The 18568-nt window shown below is 61.4% G+C and carries 13 protein-coding genes, 1 tRNA gene and 1 pseudogene; 7 read left to right on the top strand and 8 right to left on the bottom strand.

All coding sequences use genetic code 11. The annotated features are described in order from the left end of the window. Nucleotides 1-78 precede the first annotated feature (78 nt). The 4 genes from KJP30_RS02715 to KJP30_RS02700 form a co-directional block, all read right to left on the bottom strand. On the bottom strand, nucleotides 79-618 hold the full coding sequence (locus KJP30_RS02715; RefSeq protein WP_218447466.1) for a GNAT family N-acetyltransferase: 540 nt from the start codon (nucleotides 616-618) through the stop codon (nucleotides 79-81). A 156-nt stretch (nucleotides 619-774) separates the two neighbouring features. Then, a complete protein-coding gene (rpmA, locus tag KJP30_RS02710; protein ID WP_043138588.1) occupies nucleotides 775-1044 on the bottom strand; it encodes a 50S ribosomal protein L27 in 270 nt (89 codons plus the stop codon). Between the two features lie 21 nt (nucleotides 1045-1065). Then, a complete protein-coding gene (locus KJP30_RS02705; protein WP_218448405.1) occupies nucleotides 1066-1644 on the bottom strand; it encodes a 50S ribosomal protein L21 in 579 nt (192 codons plus the stop codon). Between the two features lie 233 nt (nucleotides 1645-1877). Further along, on the bottom strand, nucleotides 1878-2732 hold the full coding sequence (locus tag KJP30_RS02700) for a DUF2059 domain-containing protein (protein WP_246594331.1): 855 nt from the start codon (nucleotides 2730-2732) through the stop codon (nucleotides 1878-1880). A 203-nt stretch (nucleotides 2733-2935) separates the two neighbouring features. On the opposite strand from KJP30_RS02700, the gene KJP30_RS02695 reads away from it, so the two are divergent. Beyond that, a tRNA-Ser gene (locus KJP30_RS02695) sits at nucleotides 2936-3025 on the top strand. 128 nt (nucleotides 3026-3153) lie between these two features. On the opposite strand, the gene KJP30_RS02690 is transcribed toward KJP30_RS02695, so the two are convergent. The 3 genes and pseudogenes from KJP30_RS02690 to KJP30_RS02680 form a co-directional block, all read right to left on the bottom strand. After that, complete coding sequence (locus KJP30_RS02690; RefSeq protein ID WP_218447465.1) at nucleotides 3154-3573, bottom strand: hypothetical protein; 420 nt, start codon at nucleotides 3571-3573, stop codon at nucleotides 3154-3156. Next, nucleotides 3570-4220 (bottom strand): annotated as a pseudogene (gene tnpC, locus KJP30_RS02685) (IS66 family transposase); the annotation flags it as partial. The pseudogene tnpC and the gene KJP30_RS02690, both read right to left, overlap by 4 nt. Nucleotides 4221-4639: 419 nt before the next feature. Beyond that, the gene (locus tag KJP30_RS02680; protein WP_218447464.1) at nucleotides 4640-7042 is read right to left on the bottom strand and encodes a coiled-coil domain-containing protein; all 2403 of its coding nucleotides are present in this window, start codon (nucleotides 7040-7042) and stop codon (nucleotides 4640-4642) included. A gap of 484 nt (nucleotides 7043-7526) precedes the next feature. On the opposite strand from KJP30_RS02680, the gene KJP30_RS02675 reads away from it, so the two are divergent. Next, nucleotides 7527-10625 carry a calcium-binding protein gene (locus tag KJP30_RS02675; protein ID WP_218447463.1) on the top strand — a complete coding sequence of 1033 codons (3099 nt, stop codon included), beginning with the start codon at nucleotides 7527-7529 and terminating at the stop codon, nucleotides 10623-10625. A gap of 489 nt (nucleotides 10626-11114) precedes the next feature. Continuing rightward, nucleotides 11115-12917, top strand: coding sequence for a M10 family metallopeptidase C-terminal domain-containing protein (locus KJP30_RS25010; RefSeq protein ID WP_218447462.1), 1803 nt, complete (start codon nucleotides 11115-11117; stop codon nucleotides 12915-12917). Between the two features lie 21 nt (nucleotides 12918-12938). Here the strand turns inward: KJP30_RS25010 and KJP30_RS02665 are convergent, their stop codons facing one another. Next, nucleotides 12939-14126 (bottom strand): GAK system CofD-like protein, encoded by a 1188-nt coding sequence (locus KJP30_RS02665; protein ID WP_218447461.1) that lies wholly within the window; start codon nucleotides 14124-14126, stop codon nucleotides 12939-12941. A 169-nt stretch (nucleotides 14127-14295) separates the two neighbouring features. Here KJP30_RS02665 and KJP30_RS02660 point away from each other — a divergent pair, with 169 nt between their 5' ends. The 4 genes from KJP30_RS02660 to KJP30_RS02645 are packed head-to-tail and all read left to right on the top strand — an operon-like array spanning nucleotide 14296 to nucleotide 18547. Continuing rightward, nucleotides 14296-15927: an aminoglycoside phosphotransferase family protein gene (locus KJP30_RS02660; protein WP_218447460.1), complete on the top strand. Its 1632-nt coding sequence runs from the start codon at nucleotides 14296-14298 to the stop codon at nucleotides 15925-15927. Continuing rightward, nucleotides 15920-16801 (top strand): GAK system ATP-grasp enzyme, encoded by an 882-nt coding sequence (locus KJP30_RS02655; RefSeq protein ID WP_218447459.1) that lies wholly within the window; start codon nucleotides 15920-15922, stop codon nucleotides 16799-16801. The genes KJP30_RS02660 and KJP30_RS02655 overlap by 8 nt, the downstream gene beginning before the upstream one ends. Further along, entirely contained in the window at nucleotides 16798-17868 is a 1071-nt protein-coding gene (locus tag KJP30_RS02650; protein WP_218447458.1) for an HprK-related kinase B, read from the top strand. The genes KJP30_RS02655 and KJP30_RS02650 overlap by 4 nt, the downstream gene beginning before the upstream one ends. After that, nucleotides 17861-18547: a histidine phosphatase family protein gene (locus KJP30_RS02645; protein WP_218447457.1), complete on the top strand. Its 687-nt coding sequence runs from the start codon at nucleotides 17861-17863 to the stop codon at nucleotides 18545-18547. Before KJP30_RS02650 ends, KJP30_RS02645 begins: the two co-directional genes overlap by 8 nt. Nucleotides 18548-18568: the final 21 nt, after the last annotated feature.

Raw genomic sequence — 18568 nt, 5'->3', positions numbered from 1 at the left:
TTGCAGCACAGCCAAAGCCCCGTGAGTTTCAGCGTGCCGATCAATGTCGCAGGCCGCGCATCGCCCCCAAAGGCGCCGTCAGCCCAGCTTGCGGATATAGGTCCATGTCGGGACCTTGGCACTACGGGCGACCGAATATGCCTCGGCATCGCCGATGTATTCAAAGCCACAGTTCACCAGAACCCGGGCCGAGGCCGCGTTGTCCTGAAAAACGCTGGCAAACATGGTGGCATTGCCCATGGGATTTGCCTCGACCAGCGCACGCACCGCCTCGGAGGCCAGCCCCGTGTTCCAGAAGGCCGGCGCCACCCAATAACCAACCTCGGACTGGTTGCGGTCCATGCGATCCAGCGCGATCAGCCCCATCAGCTCGGACCCGCCAACCTTGGTCGCATCCATCGCCCAGACGTCTTCGTCGCGCACCGGTGCCGTCACGCGGGTGACAAAAGCCTCGGCCGCGCCCGGCGGCAGCGGATGTGGAATCGAGGTCGTCATGCGGGCAACGCGCTCGTCGCCCGTATACAATTCCATCAGGCCGATGTCCGATTTACGAACCGGGCGCAGATCGAAACGGTCGGTCGAAACAACGGGTTGGGTGTGACCTGCAACAAGGCCCATGTGCACTCTCCTCTTGTGCAATCACCGGATCAGGAGGACGCCTGTCTTTCGCAGGTCTTTCCAAAATGAACTTGTCCGATCCGGGCCCAAAAAAGTCAGGGGGACCGGCGGTCTTGCCGCCGATCCCCCGTCCGTTTCCGTGCGATGATCTCGGCGTTACTCCGCGGCTTCCGCCACCGGCAGAACCGAAATAAAGGTGCGACCCTTCAGACCTTTGCGGAAGGTCACGGCGCCCTCGGCAGTTGCAAAGATGGTGTGATCCTTGCCCATGCCAACGCCTTCACCCGGCCAGAACTTGGTGCCGCGCTGACGCACGATGATGTTGCCGGGGATGGCGGCCTGGCCACCGTACAGCTTTACACCAAGGCGACGTCCAGCGGAGTCGCGACCGTTGCGGGAGGAACCGCCTGCTTTTTTATGTGCCATAAGTCTCTCTCCTTAACTGTCTCAGACCAGCGTCTTGGCCTGTTCGACCCACTCGGGCTTGACCTTGGTGGCCTCGAAGGTTTCGGGATCCACGGCCGCCAGCTGGGCGAAAGTGGCGATACCGGCTTCGACCAGCTTCTTGGCTGCGGCGGGGCCGACACCATTGATCTGGGTCAGGTCATCACCGGATTCAACCGCTGCGGCTGCTTTCGGAGCCGCCGCCGGGGCTGCTGCCTTCGGGGCCGAACCAGCACCGATCGCAGCCTTGACGCCGGTTGCGTCTGCGCCTTCGGCGAGAATTTCGGTCACACGCACCAGCGTCAGTTGCTGGCGGTGGCCCTTGGTACGCTGCGAGCTGTGCTTACGACGACGCTTGACGAAATGGATCAGCTTGTCGCCCTTGACCTGGTCGATGACCTCGGCCTGAACGGCGGCGCCGGCCACGAAGGGCGCGCCGACAACGGTGCTGTCACCGCTCAGCATCAGGATGTCGTTGAACTGCACGGTCTCACCCGCGTCTGCGGCCAGCTTTTCCACCCGGAGCGTATCGCCCGACTGAACCTTGTATTGCTTGCCGCCGGTTTTCATCACCGCGAACATAGTGCGTCTTTCCTTTTCTGCCGCGTTCTTCGGCCCCGTTTCCGGTGTTTCCGGGGTCATCCCCGCCTCGAACAGCGCGCCCTCTCGGACGATCATTGAACAAAAACAAAAGGCGGGGCCAAAAGCCCCGTCCTTCTCGTGCGCGGCTTATGGTCTGTCGGACCTGCCGTTGTCAAGGGAATGTTGCCCTTTGTATCGGGGCGGCCCGAAACCGGATCGCCCCTTGCAGGCTGTCACAGTTCCTGCTGTTGCATCAACCGTGCTGCCGCAAGGCCAAGCGCATAGGAAATCGTGTCATACATATTGTTGAAACCGGCAAAGAGCGCCTGATTCAATGCCCGGCCCTGCGCGGTTTCGGTCAGGGCGATATATGCCTCCAGATCCTCATCACTTAGCGGTTCATAAGCCAGAAGAAGATAGGCATAGACCCATTCGCGGGTATCTTCGCGGGTGCTTTCCTCCTGCTGCCAAACGTCAGAGAGGATTTCCGACTCGGACAGGCGCAGCGCGCCGCCATCCACCAGCCCGCTGTAAAACCGGTAAGAGGCATTCAGCGCTCCGCTGACATTGGCTTCCAGCAGATCGTTCACCTCGACAAACCGCTGGATCTGCGCCAGCCGGGGATCTTCGCTGCCCTGAAGGCTCCGGTATTTCTCGCGCGCGGCCTCTTCAACGGCGTCGTCGACCATGGCCTTGCGCGCCGAAAGTTCCAGGTCGACGATGCGCTTGCCAAGATCGGAGTTAAAAAACGCCATCAGCGGATCCACATCGGTTTCCGCGATTGCGCCGGCAAAGCCCTTTTCGACAACTGCCAGCATACTTTCATTGTCATAGATGTCCGAAACCAGCACCTGCCAGGCAAGGCTGTCGCCGCCGGGCAGCAGATCATCCGCCAGTTCCGACCCATATGTCATGCCTTCGTCGCGCATGACCTCGACCATCTCGCTGATCCGCAACGCCCCCATGAGATCGTCGATCGGGGCCGCCCGGACCGGTAACGCGAGGCACAGGCAGGCCATCCAAGTGCAGGCCGCCCGCATCACCCAGCGGGCCGCCGGGGTGGAATCGCGCAGTCTCTTCTGTGTCATGACGTCCTCACGCATTATGGGTTGCACAAGACGTAAACCAGCCGCGCTGCCGCAACAACTGTGCAACGCGCGTGCTGGCGGCGGGATGCCAGACAATTCACCGGATCGAACACGGGTGACGCAAGGAAGTTCAAAAAACCTCAGTTTGGTTGTTGCACAGCCCGAATGAATTGTCTAAACGCCCCCCTTACCAAGACCCCCGCGGAGAGGTGCCGGAGTGGTCGAACGGGGCGGTCTCGAAAACCGTTGTCCCTTCACGGGGACCCAGGGTTCGAATCCCTGTCTCTCCGCCATACATCTTTGATTTTAAGCGATAAAAACCGCTTCAAGCGGCCACACCCGCCAAAGTGCCCGCCATACCATTTGCGCTTGAACGCAACGCCATGCGACATGCTCAGTATCCGTCCGTTGAACCCGCGTTTTATCGCTGACGCTCTGTATTGAGTCGATCCAAGTACGGCTTTTCGATCCGCCACCATGGTAGGCCGCCGCAAAACCCTGCAAGAGAACCTATCAACAGGATTGGCCCCCAGGCGGCTACGCCATCTTTTGTCGAATGTGCGAAGGCCGCTGCGCCAATGATACCCACAGCCACCCCGGCAGTCATTGCGACCTTGGCGGGTTGCTCAAACACCAAGCCGAGCACCATTCGCAATAATGCACCAACCGGGGACGACAGCAGGGCTATTGGGAGGATCACAGGTTGCGCGATTGCCCAGACGGCGACGCCTTCCAACACAGACAACAGACCGCTATCGAGGATCATGATCCCGATGCAGACGACCAAAGCACCTGCTTCGACAGAAGCAAAGCAGGCGATCAGGGAGAGTACGAGGTTCATGTTCCCACGCTTTGACAACCTGCGACCTCCGTCCAAACCCACGGCATCAGTTCACCGAGGCGGTTGATCTTGTGATCTGGAAGGCGCTCCAAGACCCAAGTGAGCCAGGCCTCTGGATCGACGCCGTTCATCTTGGCTGTTTCGATCAGCGTGTATGCGATGGCGGCTGCTTTGCCGCCACCGATGGAGCCCATGAAGAGGTAGTTCTTGCGGCCTAAAGCAACTGGACGAATGGAGCGTTCGCAGATGTTGTTATCCGGTTCCAAGTGGCCATCGCTCAAGTAGGCGCGGGCTTTGGGCAAGCGGCCACGGGCATAACGTATGGCCTCGGCCAGTTTGGTTTTGCCGGAGATTTTGGGAAGCTGTACCGCCAGCCATGTCTCCAGCTCATCGAAGATCGCCATAGCGTGCTCAGTACGCAGTGCTGCTCGCGCATCAGCGGATTTGCCCTTTGCCATCTTCTCGACGGCGTAGAGCTGTGCAATCCGTTCGATAGCCCCCTTGGCGATCTCCGAGCCGGTACGCTCAAACTCGTCTACAAATTTACGACGCACATGCACGAGGCAGGCCTGTTCGTGTGCCTTGCCCTCACCGAACAAACCATTGAAGCCCGTGAACCCATCGGCATGTACGGTGCCGGTGTACCCCACCCACGGCAAAGAGCGCGTTGCTTCCCCTTCCGGGGTGCTGCAACCTCTTTACATCTAGTGCTGACAGCTCTTTGGCTACACGCGGCATCTCATACCCATCAACTCACCCGCCTAAATCAATGCGTTGTTTTGCGACAGATTGCAACGGATGGAGGGGTCGGATTCGCAAACTTCTGGAGCATCCCACTGACAAGAAACGGACAATCGCGACGATGTGCGAAAAGTCGCAACCTAACCTTGGCGGGCTGTCTCTCCGCCATAACTCCCCAAGAAATGTGACCAAAACGGCCGCCAAAGGGCGGTCTTGCCGGGTTTGGAAGTCGCGCCTCAGCGCTACGGAACGGCGGGGTCGGCAAGGGCATTCTATTGACGATCTCTTCGCCCGGAATTCTTGTGAAACTGCGCTGGATCGTCGCCTATTGTACCAAGATCTCGATCGGCAGCGCCTCTGGCAGACCCCTGTGCAAGCGTTCGGCGGCCTCTGCCGAAAGACGCCAGATAAATTGTGTCGTTCCCTGATCGCGCTCCAGTTTCAGGCCCGCAAGGAATACCTCGATCTTGGCGTCCCGCAGTTGTGCCGCGCTGCTGGCCGAGAACTCGAACCGGAGCGCATAACCCTCTTGCGGATAAAACGGTTCATTGCGCTCGTCTATCAACAGGCTTGGGCCCAGATCGCGTTGCAAAAGTCCCGAGAGTTTGGCCCGTGCAAGCGCAAGCAGGTCCTCATTGCTCCAATACAGGCCCCCGGCGTGCTGGAAACGCGCCACCGCTTGGCTTAGATCGACCTGCGCCAACATGTATTCCTCGAACTGGCTGCCTTCGAGGATCTCGGCCATGGCCTTTTTCGTGGCCTCCTTTGCGATGCTTTTGGCAACGCCTTCGCCCAGTTTCGTGGTGAACGATTTGACGGCGGCAAATGCCCCGGCCCGGCCAGTCATTGCGCGCAATTCCTTGGTGACTTTCTCCAGCTCAACCTCGGTCTCACCGATTTTCCTGAGCTGTTGCCACATGTTGCCGTCGACGGTTTTGAACTGTTTCCAACCGATCCGCTGGTCCCGCCACAGGTTTTCCTGCGTCAGACTTTGGACAAGTGTCTTGAGCGGGAGGTTGGCCCAGTTTTTCTCGACGGTTTTGACCAGCGTTTCACGACTGGTCAGGCTATCAAGATCGACAAGCGCCCAGTCGCTGGGGGTATCCTGACCACGAGCATAGTCAGAGAGCCGTTTCGTGGAGGCATCATAGTAACTGGGCGGCGACAGGTAGATGCCGACCCCCTGCCGCGCGGCCTCGGCCAACATGGCCGCCGGTCCGCCGCGGATCGACTTGATGAAATCGCGGGCGGAAAACCCCGCCTCCACGGCATATTGCGCCATCATCGAAGCCAGGCCCGCAGCCGCCAAACGGTCATTCATGCGGTCTGCGGTTTGTCCAGCGGCCAACATCGCCTGACGGGCCTCTTCGCGCTTAGCTTGAAGGTCGGCGCGTCGTGCCTCTCTGTCCGCAATCTCGGCTTCCAGCCTTGCGATCTCGGTGCGGAGCTTGTCCAGCTCGTCCCCTTTCGCGGGCACGAAACGGGCATGATCGGTTTCGATCAGCAGGACGCTCGCAACGGATTGACCGGCGTACCACTTCTGCATCTCTTTTTGGGCGGCGCCGAGCACTTCATAGGCCGCGTCCAGCGTGACCTGAGCCTTGACGAGTTTAATTTCCGCCTCTCTGATCCAGCCGTCATAGATCGCTTGCCTGCGGTCGTGATCGCGCTGGTTCACACCTATTTCCTGTTCCAGTTTCTCGCGGATAGCGCGTTCTTCTGCCGTATAGTCGGGTTGCAACATGGCAATGCGTTCGGCCCATGCCGTATCTGCGCGCAAAGCCTCTGCGTCGCGTTCATCCTGCATCTCGCGCAAGCGCTTTTGCCCGGCGGCGGTATTCCCTTCGGTGGCAAAGACAGAGGCCATAGCCCTATCCAACTCATCCACCCGCTTCTCGGCACGCCGCGCGATGTCTGCCCGTGCCTGCCACCCCGGGTCCTTCATCACTTTGTTACTGTCGGGTTTGCGCTGCATCTCCATCCGGAACAGGGTCTGACGATCCTTTTCGATCCGCTGTCGAAGCGGCGCCAGCACCCCGGCCCGCTTGTCCAGCTGCGCAGCAAGATCGGCCTTTGCCTTGTCCAGCACCCGGATTGCCTCATCCCGGGCGCGGGTCGCCTCGTCCAGCTTGGACTTGATCCGCAGAAAGGCGAGGCTGTCGGGTTCGTAGCGCATCGAAACCGACCCCAAGCGGAACCAGGGCGGCATCGGTTCGGGGCGCATCGTGCGGGCAATCATCGCAACCCAGGGTCGCGGCGCCATGCCGTGCCGGTCTGGTACGGCCTTCATGATCGGCAAGTCGATGGCGCATTCGCCTTTGGCTCGGTTGCAGGTGTCGTAGAAATGCAGGGCGGCCGTGGCCGATAGGTAGTCCGCCCAGGCCACCGCCTGTTTGTCGCGCCCGATGCGGGCGAACGCCGCACGGTAGTCTTCGATCGGCGGCATGGTGAGGCGCGAGGTCAAGAGATCAAGGTCCGCTTCGAACGCATCAAGCATCGACCGGACCAGCTCTGCGTCCCCCTCTGGCTTGATGCGGGCCGTGTCCCTGAGCGATTGACGCTGCGTGCAGATCACAAAGGTCTGCGAGATGATCGCGGCATCCAGCCTTTCGGCATGGCTTGCCGTCGGGTCGAACCGAACCTCGGGAATGGGGCACTCGGTCCCGGTTTGAGCCAGCAGCGGAGGAGCGATAAGACAGGCAAACAAGACTGCGAATAGTTGCTTCATGTCGGGGCTCCGGTCTGGCTCGGTTGTCCGAGCCTACCCCATTCCCGGCCACCTGTCGCCGTGTGGCTGTGGCGGCTGCGATCGCAAGAGCCTTTGGCGTCCGAAAGTCAGCCCATAGTAGCCCGATCATGCTTCTGTACCGGCTTGGCCTTGGGCCCGACATTTGCGTCGTCGCTGTCTTCCCTCAGGTTTTTGAAGTCCGGGATGTGCAGCGTATTGAGCCCTGCTGTGTTCGCTGCATTGCCTTTGATGGTTCGCGCCAATTTACGGCTGGTTGCGCCCTGCCCCTGATCGCATTGAAAATCCTGTATTGCCCTCGACCTGCAAAGGAACTTTCCCTAACGTAAAAGATATAAAATAATTTGCGGTTTACATTGTCACAAAGGTGGTTCCGAACAGCGTCCTTCCCTGCACACGGGACAGGCCTCGGCGGTCGATCCTGGCGCAAAGCATGAACAGACCGCGCCAAGGGGGATAGACGACCATGCCATTCTTTCAGATCGATAAAGGTGTTTCCGGGCTTTTGGGCGGAAATGGTTTCAGTTCCATCGCCAATGTTCTCACCATTGCCGGAACGGTCTACACCATCGCGTCCGAGATTTATGCTCATGTGAACGGCAACGGCACCTTCAATGACGTCGAGGATCCCAACCTTGCCGCAATTGCCGAGCTGAAAGACGAGATCGAACAGCTTCAGGACGATATCGTCGAAATGGAGCGCGCCCTGACCGAGCTCATCATTTCCGAGTTTTCCGATCTCCAGCAGCAATTGCTGGCCAGCGCGCAATCCCGCGCGGCCAGTGCTCTGGATCTCTTGGCCTCATATTCGATTGACCCTGATATCGACCGCGCCGAGATCATCGCAGATGCCTCGCGGGCCTTGCGTGACGCGCTTGCACAGGCGACGCAGATGATGGAACCCAGCGATCCGCCCACGGCGCTGAACGCGCTCAAGGCAGGTATCGCCGCGGTTGCCTATACGCTTTACGTCCGGATGGAAGTCGCGCGCGAACTCGAAGGAGATGAAATCGCATCGGACAAGATCTCGCGACAGATCGAGGATGTCATGGCCTTCTTTGAAGACGTCGTGGAATATGTCCTGACCCGCGTGACCGCTGTCCCGATTTCAAACTTCCGGTACGAAGCCTATCTCGACGGTGCTCCCTTTCCCGAATTCTACAGCGCCGGGTTCGATCAGATCGAAGGCCGAAGCGCCTATGGCTACGGGGGCTCGCCGTTCATCTTCGATCCGGCCGGTGTGACCGCCGAAGATTTCGAAGGTCCCTACCAGATCGACGGGTCGCCAAACGATTATTACCTGCCATCACTGGACAGGATTATCACGATCCAGGAAAGCCGCTATTACGACAGCGCCGGCAACCCGGTCGCGTCAACACATCCCGACGCCCGTTCCGGCCTTGATCTCTGGCGCGCCGAAATGGAAGCATGGGTCATCGAGCAGACGCTGCAATGGTTCGGGATCGACCGCGCGGCCTTTGCCGAAACCATCGCCGGGTTCCGTGACCTGACGGACGGCGAACAATTTGTCCTGCCCAGCATTCCAGGCTTTGAAAACGACGGCACCATTGTCGGAACCGATGGCGATGATCTGATCGTTGGCAATGACGGTCATGATCTCTTGCAAGGCGGCGGCGATCCGGACCTGATCCGCGGCATGGAAGGCAACGATACCGTTCAGGGTGGATCGGGTGGCGACAGGCTCGAAGGTAACGAAGGCAATGACCTGCTGGAAGGCGGCGCAGACAATGACGCGCTGATCGGCGGACCGGGAGACGACACGATAGATGGCGGCCCCGGGCTGGACCTTGCCATCTATTCCGGCCGCAGATCCGAATACACCGTCACCACCTATCAGCAAGGCGGGATACGGTATGTGCAGGTCGACGGCCCCGAAGGCACCGATACGCTGACCAACGTCGAACGGCTGGTCTTTGACAATCGCATCGTACAGATCCAAACCGGTGACGGCGCGCCGCCGCTGCTGGGGGACATCCTCTTTTCCGATGGCAGCCGCCGGCTTGCCGATGACCTGATTTTCATGACGGTTCTAAGTGGCACAGGCAGTGCCGAAGGCGGCATGGGCGATGATACGATTTCCGCGTCGATTGGAAATTCGATCATTGATGGCGGCCCCGGCAATGACATCCTGACGGGCAGTTGGCTGTCCTTTGCCGCCTATTCCAGCGTTGCGGTGTTTTCCGGGCTGCGGTCCGACTATGTGATCCAGACGCCTCAGCAAGTGCTGGACCCGATCGTCCAGATCAGCGGACCGGACGGGGTGGATCAGCTCAGCGGATTCACTGCGCTGCAATTCGACGACATGACCGTCGGCATCATCCGCGCGACCTTCAACTTCGGCACGCTTTCGGCCAACCCTGCGATCGGCACCTTGTCCGACGACATCCTGCTGGGGCTGGCGGCGCCGGGACGGCTTGAAGGCCGCAACGGCGATGACACCATTCTGGGGGGTGCCGGAGATGATACGATCCTTGGCGGCGACGGCGGTTCGGGGCCGGATGGCGGCGATCTGATCGAGGCCGGTGCCGGCGATGACCTTGTCCGGGGCGATGCCGGAAACGACACCATCCGAGGTCAGGCCGGGCATGACACGCTGAATGGCGGTGCGGGTCAGGACATTCTCGACGGTGGTACGGATCTGGATACGGCAAGTTTTGCCGATTCCGACGCGCCGGTACGGGTCGCGCTCTATAACAACACGGCGATGGGAGGGCATGCCGCCGGTGACAGCCTGATCTCGATCGAGAACCTGATCGGATCGGAATTTGGCGACGAACTTTCGGGCGACAGCGGCGCAAACATCATCGAAGGCGGCGCGGGCGGTGACCAGATCTATGGCGGCTTCAATTCCGACACGGCCAGCTATGCCGGATCGGATTCCGCGGTTCGGGTCGGCCTGTTCAACAACAGCGCCTCCGGGGGCCATGCGTCCGGCGATATGCTGGTGTCGATCGAGAACCTGATCGGATCCGATTTCAACGATGAACTGTCCGGCGACAGCGGGCGCAACACGATCGAAGGCGGCGACGGAGCAGACCGGATCTATGGCGGTTTCAGCGCCGACACGGCCAGCTATGCCGGGTCCGACGCCGGGGTCCGCGTCGGGCTGTTCAACAACTCGGCCACCGGCGGAGATGCCACCGGCGACACGCTTGTGTCCATCGAAAACCTGACCGGATCGGATCACGACGACGTTCTGTCGGGCAATGGTGGACGGAACATATTGATCGGGGGGGACGGCGATGACCAGCTCTATGGCGGCGGGTCCTCCGACACGCTGGACGGCGGGTCCGGGAACGACACGTTGAGCGGCGGCCCCGGGGGGGATCACTTTGTCTTTGGCACCCAGAGCGGTCAGGACACCGTTCTGGATTTCGAGGACGGCACGGACCTGATTCAACTGACTGGCGGACTGACCTTTGCCGATCTCACGGTGACCACGGTCGCCTCGGGGCAAAGGATCGCCCTTGCCTCCGATCCCAGCGTGCATATCACGCTTGAGGGGCTGAACCCGGGCGATATCACCGCCGACGATTTCACCTGAGCCGCCCGCGCCAGCCGCGGCGCGCCTTGCCCAACGGCGGGTCATCCGTCCGTTGGCAGGTAATCGGCGCCCAAGCGCCGCAACCCCCAGTTGAACAGCCCAAAATCCGCCGATGGCAGGCCCGGACCGATCCAACCCGCTTGGAAACGGTGTATCCTTACGGCGATACATCGTTTCGATGTGCTCACCAATGACGCAACATCAACACGTTCTGGCCCAGCCAATCCCAAACTCGGGGGGCTAGATCATCCGGTGACCGAACTGCCATCGGTCCGCTGCCCGAAACGCTGCCGCAGGATGAAACACATGATGGCCCACAAACGGTTCGCTGCCGCCGTTGCACATACCGCTGCCCCCGCTTGTCTCGTGACCTCATGTTTTCCGGCGTTCAGCCACACCCTCCTGACAGAGGCGACCCGTCCGGGACACGCCTCTGCACCCGCCGATCACCACGGTCGCGCGCACTGACACGAAGGACACAGCCTGCTCATGTGTTTTCTCTGCCAAAGCCTAGATCCCCGTTCGGACTATGACTTTCACGGCCTGACAGGACCAACATCCGCGCGTCCGCAGGATGGTGAATCCGATGATCCCGCCAATGCCAAGCCGGTCTACACGCTGGATCAGGTCGCCTATCAGTTGACCCATGCCTACTGGCAGGACGGCGGCGGCGACTGGCGCGCCTTCGATGTGCAATACGGCGACGAAATTTCGGTGAACATCACCGCGTTGGACGCCATGGGCCAACAGGCTGCACTGGACGCTTTGGACGCGTGGTCGGCGGTTTCGGGGCTGGTGTTCACCGTCACGATCGAAGATGCCGACATCACCTTTCAGCACACCGACACCGGGGCCTATGCCTACTCGGCGGTTTACACATCGTGGAATGAAATCGCCTATTCCGTGGTCAACGTACATGTCAGCTGGCAGAGCAACGCCGACTATTACTACCAGACCTATATCCATGAAATCGGCCATGCTCTGGGTCTGGGGCACGGCGGCAACTACAATGGCAGCGGCGATTTTGCCTCTGACGCCCATTACGCCAACGACAGCTGGCAGATGTCGGTCATGTCGTATTTCGCGCAGTGGGAAAATCCGAACGTCGATGCGTCTTATGCCTATCTGGCGACGCCACAGATGGCCGATATCCTTGCCATTCATACACTTTATGGCACGCCCGACAACGTGCATACGGGGAACACGGTCTATGGTGATGGCACGCCGCTGACCAGTGCAGGGATGGATCTGGCCCCGGGTTATGCCGTGACGATCTTTGACAGTGACGGCATCGACACCATCGACCTTGGCAGCCGCACAGCAGATCAGCGACTGAGCCTGCTGGCCGAAACCTGGTCTGACCTCGACGGCTATGTCGGAACCTTCGGCATCGCCCGGGGCGCGGTGATCGAAAACGCGGTGACGGGATCGGGCGACGATACGGTGACCGGCAACTCTGCCGCCAACGACATCTCGACCGGAGCGGGCGCGGATATCCTGATCGGCGGAGCAGGCAGCGACACGCTGACCGCCGGGGACGGCAGCGACCTGCTGGTCGGCGGGGCCGGTGCCGACATCATGGACGGCGGTGACGGCCTCGACACGGTCAGCTACGCAGGTTCCGACAGCGGCATCCGTGTCGCGCTTTACAACAACACGGCCTCGGGCGGCGACGCCGAGGGCGACAGCTTTGCTTCGATCGAAAACCTGACGGGGTCGGACCACGACGATGTTCTGTCCGGTGACGCCAACGACAATGTGTTCATCGGCGGCGCAGGCGCGGATCAGATCTATGGCGGCTACAGCCGGGACACCGCCAGCTATGAAACCTCTGACGCCGGGGTAACGGTCGCATTGTTCAGCAACTCTGCCGCGGGCGGTCATGCCGAGGGCGACAGCCTTGTCTCCATCGGCAACCTGATCGGCTCGGACTACGATGATGTTCTGTCCGGCAACGGTGGCCGAAACGCGCTGAGCGGCGGCGATGGCGATGACCAGATCTATGGCGGCGGTCGTGCGGATACCATCGACGGCGGTACCGGAAATGACATTCTGGTGGGCGGCTCTGGCCCGGACCAGTTCATCTTCGGCGACAGTTCCGGCCAGGACCGGGTGCTGGATTTCGAAGACGGCTCGGACGTCATCCAATTGACGGGCGGCCTGAGTTTCGACGACCTGACCGTCACCGCCGAGACCGACGGCCTGCGCGTCGCCCTCACCGCCGATCCGACAGTCTTTATCACGCTGGAGGGGCTGGCCCCGGGCGATATCACCGCCGCGGATTTCATCTGATCCGGACGGCGCGTGCGCCGGTCAGTTGAGCGAAATCAGCACCCGCGCGACCAGATCATCGTCGTACAGGGCCGCGCCCGGCTGTCGCAGGGGCAAACGGATGCAGGGAATTCCGTGCCGTTTCGTGACTTCGGCGCAGGACGGCTCGGGGACATCCGTATCGCAAAGCACATGGGTCATCAGGTCCACGGCCCGCGCCCCTGCCCCGGCATCCGCCATCAGCGGCGCAAGGATCGCGGCGACCTGATCGGCAAGGTCATGGCCCATGGCTTCGGGATCCTTGCCGACGCTGGGCAAATAGACCTTGGGAACAGGCCGGGCCGCCACAGCCCTGCCCACGCCCGAAGGCAGCAGATTGGCGATAATACTGGAATACAGGCTGCCCGGCGGATAGCAGATCACATCGGCCTGCTCGATCAGCTTGCGGTTCCGCTTGGGCAGCGGCACATCGACATGCCGTTCCTCGTCTGGCGAAGCAGAGAGGAAACAGCGGACCACCGGGCTGTTGATCGGGGGCACTTCCTTGCCGCTCAGGGCGCGCTGGCCGATGATCCGGCGGCCGTCTTTCAGATCAACACCAAGGTGCAGGTTTTCGTCGACAACGGCCCGCACGGTGCCGCGCACGTCGACCATTTTTGACATCATGAACAGCACCGGCTCCAGCGCCCGGCCGTGAGACAGGTAACCGCCCGCAAGGATCAGGTTGCCGATCGAGGCGTTGCGATAGTCGAACCGGTCCGGCACCTCGGCCAGAAAGCTGTCCAGTTGGCTCTGGATCAACTGGCGCATCGGTTTCGCAATGGCCGACATCAGCGCATGTTTGCCCTTGGCCATGCGCTGCACCTCGGCCCGCAGGCACTTGGCCTCTGCGGTCTTGGGAAAGCGGTGGGTGAACAGGGCATAAACATCGGGTTGCCCAAGGACAGTTTCATCGGCCAGCGCCATCAGGCGGGACCGCAGATCGCCAACGGCGGGCATGTCAAATGCCTCGCGCAGTTCGCGCGAACTGCCGCCGCTGTCGAACGGCGTGATCAGGTGCATCGAATTGAAACTGTACCGTTTGAGCCGGCGCGACACGCCGTTCAATGCGCTGCCCCCGCTGAAAAACAGGATACGAGGCCCCAGATGCGGGGCGCTTTCGGCGCGGGCCACGCGCAGATCATCAGGCAGGCTGACCTCGCGCTGCACGGTGATCGGGGTCGGTTTCATCGCATTCTCCGGGCGGGCGCGGGCTTGTCGCTTTGCATCCGCGGCAAAGCTGGCCCATATGGCGCCTTGAACCGCGGCCACCTCATACGCCCGACGACGCGCGCTGTCATCCATGTGTCGCGGAAACCTGCCATTGCGCGCGGACCATGAACTGACAAGGAGCCCGAGCGTGTCACGCCCCGACGCCATCGCCGAGAACATGTCCTTTCTCCTTGCCGAGATGGATGGACAGTTGTCCCGGCTGATCTCCTATTTCGCAGACCCCCGATCCGAGGTAGCCCTGCAACTGGTCCAGCGGGCCGGGTATTCCAACAATCTGTCGTCGCGCGTCCGCAAGGCCTGTCTGACCGGCATGATGCGCGGCAAGAAACCCGATCCGCAGAACCTGCGCCTGCAAGGCATCGATACGATTGCCCGGAACCTCGACCTGATCTCGCGGCTTGGCCGTCGCGCCGTGGATCAGGCCGAACGCATCCAGCGCCAGAAATTGCTGAGGGCAGACACCTATGTCGCCCCGCTGAAAAAAGTGCGCAAGACCGTCGCCCGCATTCACGATGCGCTGGAAGCACGCGACAGCAAGCTGGCGGTGCAGATCGGGCAGATCCATACCGACATGGGCCGCTTTCACGATCAACTGTTCCGCACCTACACCCGTGACATGCAGGGCACCAAGCACACCGAGGACCTCGCCTTTGCCCTGCTGGCGCTGAACGAAGTCACCCGCATGGGCGAAGCCTTGCAGACGATCTCGGAGGCGATCCTGTCGATCAACATCGGGCAGTCGGTTCAGTTCGAAAGATATTTCACCCTGCGCAGCGTTCTGGCCGGGGTGTCGCGTGACGAAGAAATCACCCTGCAACCTCTGGCCGAAACACGGTCGGGTTCGGCCATTTCGTCGGTCTCGCTGCGCGATGCCAAAGGCAAGACGGTGGCCGCAGTGTTCAAGGACGGTGACAAACACAAGGTCAAGGAAGAGCGCGTCGGCGTCAAAAGCTGGAACTCGGTCTATCCCGGTCTGGCCCCCGAAATCCTGTCCTATGAAAAAAGCGGCAAAAGCGCCGCGCTGCTGATTGAACACCTTGAAGGTGAGACCTTTGAGGACATCGTTCTGGGCGGCAGCGACAAGGCCCTGGCCGAAGCCACCGACGCCTTGCACCGCACCGTCCGCGACATCTGGCGGCAGACCCTTACCGGGGAACCCGCCGAAATGCGCGCCATGGACCAGTTGGCCAAACGCATGAAAGATGTCTATCGCCTGCATCCACGCCATGCCCGTGGGCGTCAGGTTCTGAACGGGCTGGTCATCGAGGGTTTTGACGATCTGATCGCCGCGGCGGCCAAGCGAGAGGCCCGGCTGCCGGCACCCTTCTCGGTCTACATCCACGGGGATTTCAACCTCGACAACGTGATTTATGACCCGGTCAGCCGCAAGATCCGTTTCATCGACCTGCACCGCTCGCGCTACATGGATTACGTGCAGGATGTTTCGGTCTTCATGGTATCCAACTATCGCCTGCAAGTGCTGGATGCGCAGACCCGCGCGCGGATTTCTGCGGTGGCCACCCAGATGCACGCAATGGCCGCCAAGTTCGCCCGCCGCCAGAAAGACGCCACCTTTGAATACCGCCTCGCCCTTGGACTGGCGCGGTCCTTTGCCAGTTCGACGCGCTTTGTCGTCGACCAGTCCCACGCGCGCCGCATGCTGCTGCGTGCCAGATACATCCTTGAATCCGCGCTGGCTGTGCCCGAGGGACGCGAGGCCCGGTTCAAGTTGCCCATAAAGGAATTGTTCGATGAGTAAACGCATCGGCGTCATCGGGACGCCCGGAAAATGGTCGACCGAAGCCTTGGCCGACGCATTCGAAACCCGCACCGGATACCGCAAGGTGATCGACATGGCGCGGGTCACGCTGGACCTGTCCAAAGGCCAGTTGCTGTGCGACGACGTGGACCTGTGCACACTGGACGGTCTGGTCCTGAAAAAGGTGTCGGAAACCTACAGCCCCCATGCGCTTGACCGGCTAGAGATGCTGCGCGTCGCCGAGGCCCGCGGCGTCCGCGTCTTCAGCCCTGCGCACAGCGTCATTCGGCTGATGGACCGGCTGGCCTGTACCGTCACCCTGTCAAATGCAGGCGTCCCGATGCCCGCCACCGTCATCACCGAAGACCTGGACGCCGCGCAGGCCGCGCTGACCCGTTTCGGTGCTGCGGTGTTCAAACCGCTCTTTTCCACCAAGGCACGCGGCATGTTGCTGTTGCAGGCCGACGCCCCCGATGCCAAGGCGCAGATTGCAGGGTTCAAGGCGGAGAACCCGGTCATGTACATCCAGCAAAAGGCAGATCTCTCCGGGCATGATCTGGGCATGGTGTTCCTGAACGGCGACTACATCTGCACCTACGCCCGCGTCAGCCAGACCGGCAGCTGGAACACGACGATCCACTCGGGCGGGAAATATGAACCCTTCGATCCAACACCTGAACTGATCGAACTGGGCCGTCGCGCACAGGCACCCTTTGGCCTGACCTTTACCACCGTCGACATAGCCATGACCCCCGATGGTCCGATCGTCTTCGAGGTTTCGGCCTTTGGCGGCTATTCCGGGGCGCTCAAGGGATGCGGGATCGACGCCGCCGCCAAGGTGGCAGACCACGTGCTGACAGAGGTTTCCGCATGACCGTCAATGACATCCTGAGCGATCTTGATCTGACAGTGGCGCATGAGGCCGCCTTTCATCTGCGCGTCGGCCACGTTGGGGTCTCTGTCCATTGCCCAGAGCCGCTGCGCAGCGCCCTGATCCGGTATTTCGACGCGGCGCTGACCGATCAGCCCGGAAACCTCGACGTGCATCTTTTGCCGGGCCAGACCCTTGGCACCGAACCAGCGTGGACAGACTGGCTGCGCGAAGGCGGCAAAAGCGGCCGCAAGGACGCGATCCACGATCTCGATGGCGCGCGACTGATCCGCAAGGTCCGCAGCGGCGTGACCTTCCTGCAAGGCCCGGATCTGGCCATCGCTTTCGGCCCATTGGACGAAAACGAAAGCACGGTCATCAATTTCATCAATACGCAGGTTCTGAACACCTGCCTGCGCGCGGGCTGGCAACTGGCCCATGCCGCCGCGGTGACCGACGGTACGCGAACGCTTGCGATTTCGGGTTTGTCGGGCGGCGGCAAATCCACCTCGATCCTTCGGATGATGGATATCGACGGTATCGCCTTTGTCAGCAACGACCGCGTTCTGGTGCAGGCCGGTGCCCCCGCGCAGGCCTTGGGCATCCCCAAGCATCCCCGCATCAATCCGGGCACAATCCTTGGCAATCCGCGTCTGCACGCCATGCTGACACCGGAACGCACGGCCGAGCTTCGATCCCTGCCCGTGTCTGAACTCTGGGCGCTTGAGGACAAACATGACCTGATCATCCCGCAGGTCTACGGCCCCGACCGCATCCGTTATCACGGTCCGCTGACCGATTTCTGGGTCCTGAACTGGAGCCATGACAGCGCGGCACCGACAGCTGTAACGGAGGTCGATCTGGCCCATCGCCCCGACTTGCTGAGCGCCATCATGAAAAGCCCCGGCCCCTTTTACCAGCACCCCGACGGGCGTTTCGAACCCAATGGCAACAGCCCCGACCCCGCTGCCTATCTGGACGCCATGACCGGCGTGCGGGTCTGCGAGGTGTCGGGCCGGATCGACTTTGACGCCATGGCCGAATACGGACGGGCCCTGTTCAATGGCTGAGCGCGCCTATGTGGCCTTCTTTCGGCACGGCGCCTATCATCAGCGCAAGGGTGTGCCCTCGGCCCGCCAGCCATGGCCCCTGACCGAAGACGGAAGCGCGCAGGCCCGGCAAGGCGCCATCCTGCTGGCCCGAATGATCGAAACCCATGGCCTGACACCGGCGCCGGTGATGCACAGTTCGCATCAGCTGCGGGCATGGCAAACCGCGCAACACATCCTTCAGGGCCTGCAAGCCGCAGGGTATCCGGTCGAAACCGTCGCCGAAACACCGGATCTGGCCGAACGTGGCTTGGGCAGCGCCGCCAATCTCACCCTGGCCGAAATCGAAACCGCCCTGCACGACGATCCCCGTTACGACGCGCCGCCGCCGGGGTGGAAATCAGACAGTGAATACCGCCTGCCGCTGGAGGGTGCCGAAAGCCTGATGCAGGCGGGTGCGCGCGTGGCCCGTCACATCCGCGCCACTGCAAAACCCGGCCTGCTGACGATCCACGTTGGCCATGGCGCCTCTTTCCGTCATGCCTGTCACCACCTTGGCCTGCTTGGCCGCGATGACATTGCGCGGCTGTCCATGTTTCACGCCCGGCCGTCACTGATCTGTCATGATCCCCATGGTAGGTGGCACCACTTGGCAGGCGATTGGAAAATCCGGGCAGCCGGGGACAGCCCCAAGGACTGACCCCCACGCCGCCAGAGGCGC

Origin of the sequence: Antarctobacter sediminis (assembly GCF_019218285.1) — a bacterium.
Taxonomy (GTDB): Bacteria; Pseudomonadota; Alphaproteobacteria; order Rhodobacterales; family Rhodobacteraceae; genus Antarctobacter; species Antarctobacter sediminis.
The sequence above is the reverse complement of the archived record's forward strand: the minus strand, read 5'-3'. Positions and strand labels throughout refer to the sequence as shown.

Bases quoted from the DNA above. Each gene is read 5' to 3' on its own strand.
- KJP30_RS02715 (WP_218447466.1), bottom strand. From the start codon at position 618: ATGGGCCTTGTTGCAGGTCACACCCAACCCGTTGTTTCGACCGACCGT.
- rpmA (WP_043138588.1), bottom strand. From the start codon at position 1,044: ATGGCACATAAAAAAGCAGGCGGTTCCTCCCGCAACGGTCGCGACTCC.
- KJP30_RS02705 (WP_218448405.1), bottom strand. From the start codon at position 1,644: ATGTTCGCGGTGATGAAAACCGGCGGCAAGCAATACAAGGTTCAGTCG.
- KJP30_RS02700 (WP_246594331.1), bottom strand. From the start codon at position 2,732: ATGACACAGAAGAGACTGCGCGATTCCACCCCGGCGGCCCGCTGGGTG.
- KJP30_RS02690 (WP_218447465.1), bottom strand. From the start codon at position 3,573: ATGAACCTCGTACTCTCCCTGATCGCCTGCTTTGCTTCTGTCGAAGCA.
- KJP30_RS02680 (WP_218447464.1), bottom strand. From the start codon at position 7,042: ATGAAGCAACTATTCGCAGTCTTGTTTGCCTGTCTTATCGCTCCTCCG.
- KJP30_RS02675 (WP_218447463.1), top strand. From the start codon at position 7,527: ATGCCATTCTTTCAGATCGATAAAGGTGTTTCCGGGCTTTTGGGCGGA.
- KJP30_RS25010 (WP_218447462.1), top strand. From the start codon at position 11,115: ATGTGTTTTCTCTGCCAAAGCCTAGATCCCCGTTCGGACTATGACTTT.
- KJP30_RS02665 (WP_218447461.1), bottom strand. From the start codon at position 14,126: ATGAAACCGACCCCGATCACCGTGCAGCGCGAGGTCAGCCTGCCTGAT.
- KJP30_RS02655 (WP_218447459.1), top strand. From the start codon at position 15,920: ATGAGTAAACGCATCGGCGTCATCGGGACGCCCGGAAAATGGTCGACC.
- KJP30_RS02650 (WP_218447458.1), top strand. From the start codon at position 16,798: ATGACCGTCAATGACATCCTGAGCGATCTTGATCTGACAGTGGCGCAT.
- KJP30_RS02645 (WP_218447457.1), top strand. From the start codon at position 17,861: ATGGCTGAGCGCGCCTATGTGGCCTTCTTTCGGCACGGCGCCTATCAT.